Source organism: Kitasatospora sp. NPDC058243 (assembly GCF_042882025.1).
Taxonomy (GTDB): domain Bacteria; phylum Actinomycetota; class Actinomycetes; order Streptomycetales; family Streptomycetaceae; genus Kitasatospora.
This window is the reverse complement of sequence record NZ_JBHVWW010000002.1, coordinates 188,813-203,575: the sequence shown is the minus strand read 5'-3', so window position 1 is coordinate 203,575 and position 14,763 is coordinate 188,813. Positions and strand designations below refer to the sequence as shown.

The following is a 14,763-nucleotide window of genomic DNA, read 5'->3' as shown; positions in this document are numbered from 1 at the left end:
AGACCACATGAACGACTCTCGACTTACGAAAGAGGGCTTGACGACCAGTGCTTGACGTCAACTTCTTCGACGAGCTCCGCATCGGCCTGGCCACCGCCGACGACATCCGCCAGTGGTCGCACGGCGAGGTCAAGAAGCCGGAGACCATCAACTACCGCACCCTGAAGCCCGAAAAGGACGGACTCTTCTGCGAGAAGATCTTCGGCCCCACCCGGGACTGGGAGTGCTACTGCGGTAAGTACAAGCGCGTCCGCTTCAAGGGCATCATCTGTGAGCGCTGCGGCGTCGAGGTGACCCGCGCCAAGGTGCGCCGTGAGCGGATGGGCCACATCGAGCTGGCCGCCCCGGTCACCCACATCTGGTACTTCAAGGGCGTGCCGTCCCGCCTGGGCTACCTGCTCGACCTGGCGCCGAAGGACCTCGAGAAGGTCATCTACTTCGCCGCCTACATGATCACCTGGGTCGACGACGAGCGCCGCCAGCGCGACCTGCCGTCCCTGGAGGCGCACGTCTCGGTCGAGCGCCAGCAGATCGAGAACCGCCGCGACTCCGACCTCGAGGCCCGTGCCAAGAAGGCCGAGACCGACCTGGCCGAGCTGGAGGCCGAGGGCGCCAAGGCCGACGTGCGCCGCAAGGTGCGCGAGGGCGCCGAGCGCGAGATGAAGCAGCTGCGCGACCGCGCGCAGCGCGAGCTCGACCGCCTCGACGAGGTGTGGGCCCGCTTCAAGAACCTCAAGGTCCAGGACCTCGAGGGCGACGAGCTGCTCTACCGCGAGCTGCGCGACCGCTTCGGCACCTACTTCTCCGGCTCGATGGGCGCGGCGGCCCTCAAGGACCGCCTCGAGACCTTCGACCTGGCGGAGGAGTCCGAGCGCCTGCGCGAGATCATCCGCACCGGCAAGGGCCAGAAGAAGACCCGTGCGCTGAAGCGCCTCAAGGTCGTCTCCGCGTTCCTGCAGACCACCAACAAGCCCAACGGCATGGTGCTGGACTGCGTCCCGGTCATCCCGCCGGACCTGCGTCCGATGGTGCAGCTGGACGGTGGCCGCTTCGCGACCTCCGACCTGAACGACCTGTACCGCCGCGTGATCAACCGCAACAACCGCCTGAAGCGGCTTCTCGACCTCGGCGCGCCCGAGATCATCGTGAACAACGAGAAGCGCATGCTCCAGGAGGCCGTCGACGCCCTGTTCGACAACGGCCGTCGCGGCCGTCCGGTCACCGGCCCGGGCAACCGCCCGCTGAAGTCCCTCAGCGACATGCTGAAGGGCAAGCAGGGTCGTTTCCGCCAGAACCTGCTCGGCAAGCGCGTCGACTACTCGGCCCGTTCGGTCATCGTCGTCGGCCCGCAGCTCAAGCTGCACCAGTGCGGTCTGCCCAAGGCCATGGCGCTGGAGCTCTTCAAGCCGTTCGTGATGAAGCGCCTGGTCGACCTGAACCACGCGCAGAACATCAAGTCGGCCAAGCGCATGGTCGAGCGTGCCCGCCCGGTCGTGTGGGACGTGCTCGAAGAGGTCATCGCCGAGCACCCCGTCCTGCTGAACCGTGCGCCCACCCTGCACCGCCTCGGCATCCAGGCCTTCGAGCCCCAGCTGGTCGAGGGCAAGGCCATCCAGATCCACCCGCTCGTCTGCACCGCGTTCAACGCGGACTTCGACGGCGACCAGATGGCCGTCCACCTGCCGCTCTCCGCGGAGGCGCAGGCCGAGGCCCGCATCCTGATGCTGTCCTCGAACAACATCCTGAAGCCGGCCGACGGTCGCCCCGTCACCATGCCGACCCAGGACATGGTGCTCGGTCTGTTCTTCCTGACCTCGGACCGGGAGACGGTGAAGGGCGGTGGCCGTTCCTTCTCCTCGACCGCCGAGGCCGTCATGGCCTTCGACGCCCGCGAGCTGGACGTCCAGGCCCCGATCGAGCTGCGCCTGCCGGCCGGCACCGTCCCGCCGCGCGGCTGGACCCCGCCGGTGGACGAGGAGGGCCAGACGGCCTGGTTCGACGGCGAGCCGTTCCGTCTGACCACCACCCTGGGCCGCGCGCTCTTCAACGAGCTGCTGCCCGAGGACTACCCGTTCGTCGACTACGAGGTGGGCAAGAAGCAGCTCTCCGCGATCGTCAACGACCTGGCGGAGCGCTACCCCAAGGTCGTCGTCGCGGCGACCCTGGACAACCTGAAGGCGTCCGGTTTCCACTGGTCGACCCGCTCGGGTGTCACCGTCTCGATCTCCGACGTCGTCGTCCCGCCGAACAAGCCCCAGATCCTCGAGGGCTACGAGGCGAAGGCGGAGAAGGTCCAGCGTCAGTACGAGCGCGGCCTGATCACCAACGACGAGCGCAAGCAGGAGCTCATCGGCATCTGGACCCAGGCGACCAACGAGGTCGCCGAGGCCATGAACGAGAACTTCCCGAAGACGAACCCCATCTTCATGATGGTCGACTCGGGTGCTCGTGGAAACATGATGCAGATGCGCCAGATCGCCGGTATGCGTGGTCTGGTGTCGAACGCCAAGAACGAGACCATCCCGCGACCCATCAAGGCGTCGTTCCGTGAGGGTCTCACCGTGCTGGAGTACTTCATCTCCACCCACGGTGCCCGTAAGGGTCTGGCGGACACCGCCCTCCGTACCGCCGACTCCGGCTACCTCACCCGTCGTCTGGTCGACGTCTCCCAGGACGTCATCATTCGCGAGGAGGACTGCGGTACCGAGCGCGGCCTGAAGCTGGCGATCGGCACCGTCGGCGCGGACGGCGTGCTGCGCAAGGCCGACGACGTCGAGACCAGCGTGTACGCCCGCATGCTCGCCGAGGACATCACGGTGGACGGCAAGCTCCTTGCCACCGCCAACACCGACCTCGGTGACGTGCTGATCGACGAGCTGATCCGCCACGGCATCGGCGAGGTCAAGACCCGCTCGATCCTGACCTGCGAGTCGGCCGTCGGCACCTGCGCCTTCTGCTACGGGCGTTCGCTGGCCACCGGCAAGCTGGTCGACATCGGTGAGGCGGTCGGCATCATCGCCGCCCAGTCCATCGGTGAGCCCGGCACCCAGCTGACGATGCGTACCTTCCACACCGGTGGTGTGGCCGGTGACGACATCACCCAGGGTCTGCCGCGTGTCGTCGAGCTCTTCGAGGCCCGTACCCCCAAGGGTGTGGCCCCGATCTCGGAGGCCACCGGCCGGGCGCGGATCGAGGACACCGAGAAGACCCGCAAGCTCGTCATCACCCCGGACGACGGCAGCGAGGAGATCGCCTACCCCGTCTCCAAGCGTGTGAAGCTGCTGGTCAGCGAGGGCGAGGCGGTCGAGGTCGGCCAGAAGCTGACCATGGGTGCCACCAACCCGCACGACGTCCTGCGCATCATGGGCCAGCGTGCCGTCCAGATCCACCTGGTCGCCGAGGTCCAGAAGGTCTACAACTCGCAGGGTGTGTCGATCCACGACAAGCACATCGAGATCATCATCCGGCAGATGCTCCGCCGCGTGACGATCATCGAGTCGGGCGACGCCGAGCTGCTCCCGGGCGAGCTCGTCGAGCGCGGCCGCTTCGAGACGGAGAACCGTCGCGTGGTCGCCGAGGGTGGTCACCCCGCCTCCGGCCGTCCGCAGCTGATGGGTATCACCAAGGCCTCGCTGGCCACCGAGTCCTGGCTGTCGGCCGCCTCCTTCCAGGAGACGACCCGGGTCCTCACCGACGCGGCGATCCACGCCAAGTCGGACCCGCTGCTGGGCCTCAAGGAGAACGTCATCCTCGGTAAGCTCATCCCGGCCGGTACGGGTCTTCCCCGCTACCGCAACATCCGGGTCGAGCCGACCGAAGAGGCCAAGGCCGCGATGTACTCGGCCGTCGGCTACGACGACTACGACCTGTCGCCCTTCGGCGCCGGCTCCGGCCAGGCGGTCCCGCTGGACGACTACGACTACGGCCCGTACACCGGCTGAGTCCGACGTTCGGCTGTCAGGGCGGTCACCCCTCGCGGGGTGGCCGCCCTGCGGCGTTCCTGCTGCGCGGCCCGGGGTCGGGGGGTCTGCGGGGCAGCGATTAGGTTCCCTGGCAGAAGTCGCGTAGAGTCGTGTTTACCGACGCGGGGTGGAGCAGCTCGGTAGCTCGCTGGGCTCATAACCCAGAGGTCGCAGGTTCAAATCCTGTCCCCGCTACTCAGTAGCAACGAAGGGCCCGGAGGCATCAAGCCTCCGGGCCCTTCGTCGTTTCCGGGAGTCGTTCCCGTGAGCGGCCCCTCCCTCGTGCGGGGGAGGGGCCGGAACCGCTCCGGTGGGGGAGGCGGGGGAGGGGGCGGCCGGGGCAGGCTTCGCGTGTCGGGACGACGGGGCTTTCGAAGGGGGCCGGGCATGAAGCGGGTACCGGGCGCGGAGGCGATCACGGGGGCGGTGCGTTCGGGCGCCGGCGCAGTGCCGGTCGACGGTGTCTGACCGGGCCGTTCCGGAGGTCCTGCCGGTAGGGCATGATCTTCTCCGCGGGGGCGGCGCCCCCGGACACGGGGGAGGGGCTGCGGTGGTGCGAGCGGCGCGCTGGCGGAGCTGGTCGGCCGGGCTGAGTCCGTACGTGCTGGACTCGCTGCTGGCCGTGGCATCGGCCGGGATCTCGGTCTGGGCGGTCGGCAACGACGACAGGGCCTGGCCGTGGTGGGTCTACCTGGTGGCGGTGTCCACCTCGCTGTCGCTGCCCTGGCGGCGCCGGGCGCCGCTGGCCGCGCTGGCGGCGGGCAGCGTGGCCTTCATGACGCTGTCCGTGGTGGCGCACTCGGCGAGTCCGCAGGTGCCGCTGGCCGGTGTGATCGGCATCTACACGGTGGCGGAGCGCTCCCCGGACCGGCAGCGCTGGACGGTGCTGGCGGTGGTGGTGGTCGCCAACGTGATCGGCACCCACTCGCCCAACGGCATGCTGTTCAGCCTGCTCACCTCGGTCGGCTCGTTCGTCTTCGGCTCGCTGGTGCGCGCCCAGCGGCGGCTGGCCCGGCTGGAGGCCGAGCGGGCCCGCGAGGCGGGGGAACGGGCGGCCAGTGAGGCGGGCCGTGCGGTGGTGGAGGAGCGGGCCCGGATCGCCCGGGAGATGCACGACATCCTGGCGCACGCCGTCTCGCTGATGATCATCCAGGCCGAGGCCGGGCCGCTGGTGGTGCACGCCAACCCGGACCGGGCGATCCGCGCCTTCGACACCATTGCCGACGCGGGCCGCGACGCGATGGTCCAACTGCGGCGCGTCCTCGGAGTGCTGAAGGAGGAGGGGGCCGGTCCTGAGCTGGCCCCGCAGCCCCGGCTGGCCGAACTCGCCGACGTGGCCGAGCGGGTGCGCCGGGCCGGACCGGCGGTGGAGCTCGAACTGGCCGACGGGCTGGGCGCGGTGCCCGCCGACCTCCAGGCCGCGGCGTACCGGATCGTGCAGGAGGCGCTGACCAACACGGTCAAGCACTCCGGCGCCGACCGGGTGGCGGTCCGGGTGCGGCGGTCCGGGGACACCCTGGAGGTCGTGGTGTCCGACAACGGGCGCGGGCTGCCGGTGACCGTCGGCGGCGTGGTGAACGGCTGGTCCGGCGGCCGCGGGCTGGTCGGCATCCGGGAGCGGGCGGCGGCCTGCGGCGGGCGGGCCGAGGCCGGACCCGGACCGGAGGGCAAGGGCTTCCTGGTGAGTGCCCGGCTGCCGTTGGGGGTGGCGGGCGTGGTGGAGAAGGCGGGCGGATGAAGCCGATTCGGGTGGTCGTCGCGGACGACCAGGAGCTGGTGCGGGCGGGGTTCGGGATGATCCTGGACGCGCAGCCCGACATCGAGGTGGTGGCCGAGGCCTGCGACGGCGCCGAGGCGGTCGAGGCGGTCCGCGCCCACGGCCCGGACGTCCTGCTGCTGGACGTCCGGATGCCGGTCATGGACGGGCTGGAGGCGGCCCGCCGGGTCTGCGCCGAGTTCCCGTCCACCAAGGTGATCATGCTGACCACCTTCGACGCCGACGACTACGTCTTCGACGCGCTGTACGCGGGCGCCAGCGGCTTCCTGCTCAAGGACGTCCGGCGGGACGACCTGGCGCACGGGGTGCGGATGGTGGCCTCCGGGGAGGCGCTGCTCGCGCCCTCGGTGACCAGGCGGCTGATCGGCGAGTTCGCCGCCCGCCGCCCGGGCTCGCCCGAGCGGGCGCTGCGGCCGCCGTCCAAGCTGCTGGAGCAGCTCACCCTGCGTGAGCAGGAGACCCTGCGGCTGCTGGCGCGCGGGCTCTCCAACGCGGAGATCGCGGCCGAGCTGGTGGTCAGCGAGCACACGGTGAAGACGCACGTCAGCAATGTGCTGAGCAAGCTGGGGCTGCGGGACCGGGTGCACGCGGTGGTGTTCGCGTACGAGGCCGGTGCGGTGGTGGCGGGGGAGGCGTAGGGCCCTCGCGCGGGGCCCTGCGCGTGGCTCCCCCGTGCGGGGGAGGCGGCGGGTTCGCCGGTGCGGGCGATCCGCGACGAGGGGTGCGGCGGACAGCATCTGTGGTGTCGGAACGGACCACGGGCCACCAGCTACCTGCCGGGGCCGCGGATCACCACAGGAGATCGTCGGATGAACACCCCGCAGGAGAACCGCCGCACCGCCTACGTCGTCGTCGGCGCCCCCGCCCTGATGGCCCTCTACGGGGGGATCCGGCTGATCCCGGGCTCCCGGGAGCCCGGCCTCGGCTGGACGGTCGGCCACACCGCGATGTTCGCCGGGCTGCTGCTGTTCGCCCCGGTCCTGCTCGCCCTGCGCGGGCTGCTCGCCCCGCGCGGCACCACGGCCGGGCGGCTCGCGGCCGGTGCCGCGCTCGGGACGGCGTTCGCCGGCCTGGCGGCCTCGCTGGTGCAGATCGGGATCGATCTGTACGTCGGCCTGGCGGCGGCGGACAAGGCCGGGCAGTCGCGGATGTTCGACCGCGTCCAGGGTGTCCCCGGGGTGCTGCCGGCGGTCTACCAGATCGGCCCGCTGCTGTTCTACGTCGGCCTGCTGGTCCTGCTGGTCGCCGCCGCGGTGGGTGCGGCCCGGACGCTGCCCTGGTGGAGCCCGGTGCTGATGCTGGTCGGCACCGCCGCCTCGGGGGCCGACCTGGCGCTGATCCCGGTGGCCGCGGTCTGCTACCTGGCGGCGCTGGCCCCGCTGGCCCGCCGCGCCGCCGGGCCCCGCCCGGTGCTGGCCTGACCGGTGCTGGTCCGCCCGGTGCTGGTCTGGCTGGGCGGTCCGGACGGGCGGCCGCTCCCGCAGGGGAGGGGCGGGCGCCCGTCAGCTCATCCGGAACACCGGTCCGCGCGGGGTGAACGGCAGCCCGGCGCCCCGGGGGACGAGGAAGGCGTGCTCGCGGCGCACCCGCAGCACGTCGCACGCGCCGTCGGTGATCACCAGCACGGGCGCCCCGCGCGGGAAGTCCTCGGCCCGCTCCAGCAGGTCGACGCCCGGCTGCAGCTCGGTGCCGCCGCGCCCGCGCACCCGGACCCGGCCGGCGATCTCGCCGACCGGGACGTACCCGGCGTCGTGCGGTGCGGCGTCGCAGTGCACCACCCGGGCCGCGGGCACGTCCCGGGCGGCCGCGTACGAGGCGATCGCGCCGAGCGCCTTGCCGAGCAGGACCCGGTTCATCGAGCCGGAGGTGTCCAGGACGACGCCGAAGGTGCAGCGCGGTACCTCCTCCGGCGGGTGGTAGCGGCCGGCCCGGGGGATGTCCGGGGTGGCGGACTGCCGACGGGCCGGGCGGGAGTAGCTGCGGACCGGCTCCGGACGGGGCACGAACTCGTCGAACCAGCGGGCCAGCCGGGCGTCCCAGGGCAGCGGCGGGTGGGCGAGGGCGCGGATCTCCTCGACCAGTCCGGCGGGCAGCAGCCCGCGGTCGCGCTGGTGCAGCTCGAAGCCCTGCTGGAGTCCGCGGCGGTAGAAGTCGTCGAGGTCCACGTAGTCGCGCGGGCCGCGGTCCAGCGGTGCGCCGAGGATGTCCGGGCGGTTCTTGCCGGCCAGAGTGGCGAGCCGGCGGATCCGGCGCTCGTCGCGGACGATCCGGTCGTACACCTCCTCGGCCGACAGCCCCTTCAGCTGCGGGTCGTGCAGCAGGCCTTCCGGCATGTCGCCGACGCCCATCTCCAGCAGCCAGCCGTTGATGACGTAGTCGGCGGCGACGTTGAAGAGGAACGGGTCCCGGCCGCCGCGGCGCTCGCCGTGCCGCAGGGCGGCGTGCAGCATCTCGTGGCCGAGGATGAACCGCCACTCCTCGTCGGTCTGCTGGCGCAGCGGGTTGATGTAGACCTCGCCGGCCTCGGCGTTGACGGCGGCGATGGAGATGCCGTGGGCGCGGGCCAGTTCGGCGTCGGCGACGACGGTGAGGCCGGCCGCGATGCCGCCGAGCAGCGGGTAGGAGGAGACGAACCAGCCGAGCGCCCTGGTCCACGGCCGTACGGGCAGGCGCTCGCCGGTCTCCCGGTCGAAACGGCCGCCGGCCCGGTCCATCGCGGCGGACATGGTGCGGGTGAGGGCGGCGGCGAAGGCCGCCGACCAGTCCTTCGGGGTGTGGCCGTAGTCCTGCCACTCGACCAGCAGCTGGTCGTGGTCGGCGGTGCCGGCCGTCCCGGCGGTGACGGCGGGCGGCAGGCCGTCGCGGCGCCAGCGGGCGGCCAGCTCCTCCTCGTCGCCGCCCGGGTACTCCTGCGGGAGGGCGACCGGGGGGCGGCCGACGGGGAAGGTCGCGAGGAAACGGTTCACCACCGCGCAGCGGGCCGCCTCCTCGTAGGCGTCGGGCTGGACCCGGACACCCTTGGCGGCCGGGACGTGGCCGAAGCCCAGGTGCAGCAGGCAGTGCGCCAGTACCCAGGCCCACTCGTCCGGCTCGGCCCGGCGGCGCGGGTTGACGTGCACGGTGCCGTCGGAGTCGACCACCGCCCAGCCGCCGGTCGGGGCCAGCCCGCAGTCGTCCCGGCGGCAGAAATCGGCGGGCACGGCGTCGAAGGCCGGGTTCTGGCGCAGCAGCCGGACCCCCTCGGCGAAGACCTCCGCGCCCGGGTCCGGCTTCTTCGCACCCTTCTGGACGGAAGGGCTCACCGGCGGGCCTCGACCAGCCGGGGCATGTCCCGGGCCGCCTCGATCAGGAACCAGGAGGGCAGCACCGGATTGCCGTCCGCGCCGTCGGCGATCACCGTCTGGGCGACCTCCACCGAGATCTCGGCCAGCTGCACCAGCAGCGACTTGGCCCGGAAGGCGGTCTGCCGCTGCGCCCCCGAGGCGTGCTCCTTGCTGGCCGGAAGCTCCTTGACCAGGCGGCCGCGGAAGGCGTCGGCCAGGTAGTAGAGCAGGTCGCGGTCCTCCAGCCGGTGCGGCCAGCGGGCGTCGCCCTTGAGGATCGCCTCCAGGCCGTAGGCGTTGCGGACGATCTTGGCGTAGCCGCAGAAGGCGATCGCGTGCTGCGGGGTGAGCAGCCCGTACGCGAGCACCTTGAGGGTCTCCTCGTCCAGGGTGGGGCCGAAGGAGTGCAGCGCGTCGGAGAGCATGTGCCATGCGCGCGGGGTGGAGAACGGCTCCTCGGTCTTCGGCGGGGCGGACCACAGGTGGTCGGGCCGGTCGGTGACGTAGTCGACGACCCAGGGGTGGATGCCGGCGCCGGCCGCCCAGCGCAGCCAGTCCGCGGCGCTGGCCCGCAGGTGCACGTGGACCATGCGGTTGACCAGCGCGGACGCCATCGGTCGGGCGAGCGCGCCGTCGGTGGCGCGGTTCCCGGCGCCGATCACGATCGAGCCGGGCGGCAGCTCGTACGAGCCGATCCGGCGGTCCAGGATCAGCGAGTAGAACGCCTTCTGGACGTCCGGGGTCGCCGCGTTGAGCTCGTCCAGGAACAGGCAGTACGGCTCGTCGCGGGCGATCTGCTCGGGCGGGCAGAACCGGGAACGGCCCTCCGGGGTCAGCTGCGGGACACCGATCAGGTCCTCCGGGGCGAGCTGGGTGCCGACCAGGCTCACGCACTCCAGGCCGAGCGACTCGGCGAACTCCCTTACCAGCGAGGACTTTCCGATCCCGGGCGCGCCCCAGAGGAACACCGGCCGGACGGTGGCCAGCCCGAGCAGCAACTCGGGAATCTGGACGGGCGAGACGCTGACTGCTCCCTGCACGGGGCTCCTTGGCAAGTGGTGGGGTGACCGGCCCAGTCTGCGGCGGGAGTTGACGCGGCGCACCCGGATTTTCGCTGGCGCCCCGAACCGGCCCGCCCGTACCGTCCGGGGCATGAACGCGAAACGCCCCCTGATCGCCGTCCTCACCGGCGCGGGCATCTCGACCGACTCGGGCATCCCCGACTACCGAGGCCCGCAGGGGCTCTGGCAGCGCGACCCGTCGGCCCAGGACCTGGTCACCATCGGCCCGTACCGTGCCGATCCCGAGGTGCGGCGGCGGGCGTGGCGGCTGAGGCTGGAGACGGGTGTGCTGGGGGCCGAGCCGAACGCCGGGCACCGGGCGCTGGTCGACCTGGAGCGCTCGGGGCTGCCGCTGCGGGTGCTCACCCAGAACGTGGACGGGCTGCACCAGCGGGCCGGGCTGGCCCCGCGCAAGGTGCTCGAACTGCACGGCACCGCACTGGAGGTGCAGTGTCTGGGCTGCGGGGCGACGGGGCCGATGGCGGAGGCGCTGCGGCGGGTCGAGGCGGGCGAGCCGGACCCCGCCTGTCGGGCGTGCGGGGGGATCCTGAAGCCGCGCACGGTGATGTTCGGCGAGAACCTGGACCAGGAGGTGCTCGGGCAGGCCGACTCGATCGCCCGTGCCTGCGACGTGTTCATCGCGGTCGGTACCAGTCTTCAGGTGTTCCCGGTGGCCGCGCTGCCGTACGACGCGGTGCGGACCGGGTCGAAGCTGATCATCCTGAACGCCGAGCCGACGCCGTACGACGAGGCCGCCGTCGAGGTGATCCGCGAGCCGATCTCCCAGGCGCTGCCGGACTTGGTGCGGAGGCTGGTGGGGGAGGGGCTCTGAAAAAAGGGCTCCGAAGAAGGGGCTTAAAAACGGGTGAACCGCATGCGTACGATGATCCTTCCGGCTCCCCCCTCATGGCCTGGAGTGATCGAGCGATGACGACGACGGCGAAGTTCGACCCCTGGTCGGCGGCGTTCGTGGCCCACCCGTACGACGCGTACGCCGAGTTGCGCGAGCACGCGCCGGTGACGTACTTCGAGCCGACCGGGCAGTGGCTCGTCTCGCGGCACGAGGACGTCAGCGCGCTCCTGCGCGACCGGCGGCTCGGGCGCACCTACACCCACCGCTTCAGCCACCAGGAGTTCGGCCGGCCCGAACCCGACCCGGCGCACGAGCCCTTCCACACCCTCAACGACTTCGGGCTGCTCGACCTGGAGGCCCCCGACCACACCCGGATCCGCCGGCTGGTCTCCAAGGCCTTCACCCCGCGCATGGTCGAGGGCCTGCGGCCGACCGTCCAGCGGCTCGCCGGGGAACTCGTCGACGGCCTGCTCGCGGCCGGCGGCGGCGACCTGATCGCCGCCGTCGCCGAGCCGCTGCCGGTCGCCGTGATCGCCGAGATGCTCGGCGTGCCGGAGGGCGACCGGCACCTGCTGCGGCCCTGGTCCGCCGACATCACCGGCATGTACGAGCTCAACCCGAGCGAGGAGGCCGCCCGCAAGGCCGTCACCGCGAGCACCGAGTTCTCCGACTACCTGCGCGCCCTCATCCGCGAACGCCGCACCGCCCCCGGCACCGACCTGATCAGCGCGCTGATCCAGGCCCAGGAGGGCTCCGACGCGCTCAGCGAGCAGGAGATGATCTCCACCTGCGTGCTGCTGCTCAACGCCGGCCACGAGGCGACCGTCAACACCACCGGCAACGGCTGGTGGGCGCTGTTCCGCAACCCCGGTGAACTCGCCCGGCTGCGCGGCGCGACCGACGCGCTCCTGCCCACCGCCATCGAGGAGCTGATGCGCTGGGACACCCCGCTGCAGCTGTTCGAACGGTGGGTGCTGGAGGACATCGAGCTGCGCGGCGTCACCATCCCGCGCGGCTCCGAGGTCGCCCTCCTCTTCGGCTCCGCCAACCGCGACCCCGAGCGCTTCACCGACCCCGACCGCCTCGACCTCGGCCGCACCGACAACCCCCACATCACCTTCGGCGCCGGAATCCACTTCTGTCTCGGCGCCCCGCTCGCCAGACTGGAACTCACCGAGTCCTACGGCGCCCTCCTGCGCCGCGCCCCCGGCCTGCGCCTGGCCCGCGAACCCGAGTGGAACCCGGGCTACGTGATCCGGGGCCTCAGGGAACTGGTGGTCGAGGTCTAGATCGAGGTCGGGGCCAGGTCGGGGTCGGTTCGAGGAACGGGGGAGAGCTGTGGGCAAGGCGACGGGGTCACTGCTGGGGCTGGCGATCGGGGATGCGATCGGCCGGGTGACCGAGTTCAAGACGGTAGAGATGATTGCCGACGACCACCCGGACTGGCGGCAACTTCCGCTGCCCCGAAGGGCGCTGGTCACCGACGACACCCAGATGACCCTCGCCCTCGGCCGTGGTCTGCGCATTGCCCTGGAGCGCGGGCCGCTCACCCCGCTACGGCTGGAGCGGCCCGTTCGCGAGGAGTTCGTCGACTGGTGGCGCTCCCCGCAGAACAACCGTGCTCCCGGCATGACCTGCCTGCGCGCCTGCGAGCGGCTGAGCCGCCCCGCGTACCGCTGGCAGCAGGCGAGCGACGTCGGTTCCAAGGGCTGCGGCGCCAACATGCGGGTCGCTCCGGTCGGACTGATCCGCGAACTCGACGCCCGCCAGCTCGCGGGCGCCGCGCAGCTGCAGTCCGCGCTCACCCACGGGCACCCGACCGCACTCGCCGCCAGTGACCTCACCGCGTACGCCATCCGCAAGCTCGCCGAGGGCGTTCCGCCGGCCGGCCTGCCCGCGGTGCTGCGGGCGTACGCGCTGGCGAGCCGCGAGCGGTACGACGAGTTCTGGCTCGGCGACCTCTCCGCGCGCTGGTACGGTCGCTCGCCGCAGGACGTCATCGCCCGCGGCTGGGACGACTGCCTGGCCGTGCTCGACCAGTTGGACGCCGCGCTCGCCGCGCCCGACGTCGAAGCGGACCCGTGTCTGGCCACCGGTGAGGGCTGGGTCGCCGAGGAGGCCTTCGCCACCGGCCTGCTCTGCTTTCTGCTGCTGCCGGACGACCCGGTGTCCGCCGTCCGCCGGGCCGCCTACTCCAGCGGCGACTCGGACTCCCTGGCCTGTCTGACCGGCGCCTTCGCCGGGGCCCATCACGGGGAGTCGGTCTGGCCGCAGGAGTGGGTGGAGCGGATCGAGTACCGGGACGAGCTGCTCGCGCTCGGGGCGCTCTGGGACTGAGCTCCACAACCTGCGTTCCGGGCCCGGGTGGAACCGGGGTCGGGGGTGGTGCGTCGAAGGGCCATGACGAAGCGCAGCACCGCAGGGCATCGCCGTTCCCGCCGTCGGGTGGGGCTGCTTCTCGCCGCCGGGTTGGCGGTCGGCCCGGCGCTGGCCGGGTGCGGGAGTGCGGCGGGCGGGGGGCCCGTGGTGGTGCGGGTCTCGGCGTCGGGGAGCCGGGCGGCGGTGGATCCGGGGCAGGTGGCTGCGGTGGCGGCCGGGACCAGCGCCTTCGGGCTGGACCTGCTGCACGTGCTGACCGCGACGCCGGACGGGGCGGGGCGCAACGTCGTGGTCTCGCCGGCCGGGCTGGCGAGCGTGCTCGGGATGCTGCTGCCGGGGGCGCGCGGTGCCACCGCCGAGGAGCTGGCCAAGGCCCTGCACACCGGGCTCGACCCGCGGCAGTACGCCCTCGCCGTCGGCGCGCCGGACAGCGGGAGCCGGGCCGGCGGCGACCAGGTCGTCCTGCGCCGTTCCGACGACCTGTGGACGCAGCAGGGCCTGGCCGTCGCCCCGGAGTACCTGGACACGCTCGCCGCCGCCTTCGACACCGGCGTGCACCCCGTCGACTTCGCCAGGGACCCGGCCGGCGCCCGCGGGAGCATCAACGCGGCGGTGGAGAAGGCCACCGAGGGGCGGATCAAGGAGCTCTTCGGCCCGCGGCAGATCACCGCCGACACCCGGCTGGCACTCACCGACGCGCTCTACCTGAAGGCGGCGTGGGCCTCCGGGTTCAAGCCCGCGAACACCTCCGAGCGCCCCTTCCACCGGCTGGACGGCTCCACCCCGGCGGTGAGCACGATGAGCCGCACCGGCACCCTCCGGTACGCCGAGGGCTCCGGCGGCATCGTCGGCGAACCCTGGCAGGCCGTCGAACTCCCTTACGCGGGAGGTGGGTTGGCGATGGATCTGATCGTCCCCGCCCAGGGCGGGTACGCGGCCTTCAGCAAGGGCCTGGACCAGGCCCAGCTCGACCGGATCCTCGGCGGGCTCGGCGAGCGGTCCGTCGACCTGACCCTGCCGCGGTTCCACTTCGACACGGCCAACGACCTCGTCCCCGCCCTGCGCTCACTCGGCGTCAAGGCGGCCTTCGACGCGCCCGACTTCACCGGCATCACCGCCAAGGAGCCGCTCGGCCTGGGCGCGGTGGTGCAGAAGGCCACCGTCGAGGTGAACGAGGACGGTACGGTCGCGGCGGCCGGCAGCGGCGCCGGGGTGGCGGCGATGGCGGCGCCGGCCGTGCCGGAGTCCGTCCAACTGCACATCGACCGGCCGTTCCTGTTCCTGATCCGCGACACCGCCGACGGGCGGCCGCTGTTCCTCGGCCAGGTCACCGACCCGCAGGCCTCCTGAGCCGACCCGTAGGCGAAGCGGACGAAGCAGATGAAGCGGACGAAGCAGGAGAAGCAGC

10 protein-coding genes and 1 tRNA gene are annotated in these 14,763 nt (G+C 72.3%); 9 read left to right on the top strand and 2 right to left on the bottom strand.

All coding sequences use genetic code 11. The features are described 5' to 3' along the window. Positions 1-47: 47 nt before the first annotated feature. The 5 genes from ACFVX9_RS02635 to ACFVX9_RS02615 all read left to right on the top strand — a co-directional run bounded on the left by ACFVX9_RS02635 (position 48) and on the right by ACFVX9_RS02615 (position 7,160). Entirely contained in the window at positions 48-3,941 is a 3,894-nt protein-coding gene (locus ACFVX9_RS02635; RefSeq protein ID WP_380369599.1) for a DNA-directed RNA polymerase subunit beta', read from the top strand. 142 nt (positions 3,942-4,083) lie between these two features. Beyond that, positions 4,084-4,157 (top strand) — tRNA-Met (locus ACFVX9_RS02630). Positions 4,158-4,512: 355 nt separating this feature from the next. Further along, complete coding sequence (locus ACFVX9_RS02625; protein ID WP_063348942.1) at positions 4,513-5,700, top strand: sensor histidine kinase; 1,188 nt, start codon at positions 4,513-4,515, stop codon at positions 5,698-5,700. After that, positions 5,697-6,377 (top strand): response regulator transcription factor, encoded by a 681-nt coding sequence (locus ACFVX9_RS02620; RefSeq protein ID WP_063348943.1) that lies wholly within the window; start codon positions 5,697-5,699, stop codon positions 6,375-6,377. The genes ACFVX9_RS02625 and ACFVX9_RS02620 overlap by 4 nt, the downstream gene beginning before the upstream one ends. A gap of 171 nt (positions 6,378-6,548) precedes the next feature. Further along, positions 6,549-7,160 carry a hypothetical protein gene (locus ACFVX9_RS02615; protein ID WP_380480759.1) on the top strand — a complete coding sequence of 204 codons (612 nt, stop codon included), beginning with the start codon at positions 6,549-6,551 and terminating at the stop codon, positions 7,158-7,160. 81 nt (positions 7,161-7,241) lie between these two features. On the opposite strand, the gene ACFVX9_RS02610 is transcribed toward ACFVX9_RS02615, so the two are convergent. Next, positions 7,242-9,041, bottom strand: coding sequence for a hypothetical protein (locus tag ACFVX9_RS02610; protein WP_380369592.1), 1,800 nt, complete (start codon positions 9,039-9,041; stop codon positions 7,242-7,244). Next, complete coding sequence (locus ACFVX9_RS02605; protein ID WP_380480761.1) at positions 9,038-10,102, bottom strand: ATP-binding protein; 1,065 nt, start codon at positions 10,100-10,102, stop codon at positions 9,038-9,040. Before ACFVX9_RS02605 ends, ACFVX9_RS02610 begins: the two co-directional genes overlap by 4 nt. 112 nt (positions 10,103-10,214) lie before the next feature. On the opposite strand from ACFVX9_RS02605, the gene ACFVX9_RS02600 reads away from it, so the two are divergent. The 4 genes from ACFVX9_RS02600 (at position 10,215) to ACFVX9_RS02585 (ending at position 14,705) form a co-directional block, all read left to right on the top strand. Then, positions 10,215-10,955, top strand: a complete 741-nt coding sequence (locus tag ACFVX9_RS02600) for an NAD-dependent deacetylase (RefSeq protein ID WP_380480763.1) — start codon at positions 10,215-10,217, stop codon at positions 10,953-10,955. Positions 10,956-11,050: 95 nt separating this feature from the next. Beyond that, a complete protein-coding gene (locus ACFVX9_RS02595; protein WP_363369343.1) occupies positions 11,051-12,265 on the top strand; it encodes a cytochrome P450 in 1,215 nt (404 codons plus the stop codon). A 49-nt stretch (positions 12,266-12,314) separates the two neighbouring features. Next, positions 12,315-13,313: an ADP-ribosylglycohydrolase family protein gene (locus ACFVX9_RS02590; protein WP_380369586.1), complete on the top strand. Its 999-nt coding sequence runs from the start codon at positions 12,315-12,317 to the stop codon at positions 13,311-13,313. 225 nt (positions 13,314-13,538) lie between these two features. Next, complete coding sequence (locus ACFVX9_RS02585; protein ID WP_380480765.1) at positions 13,539-14,705, top strand: serpin family protein; 1,167 nt, start codon at positions 13,539-13,541, stop codon at positions 14,703-14,705. Positions 14,706-14,763 lie beyond the last annotated feature (58 nt).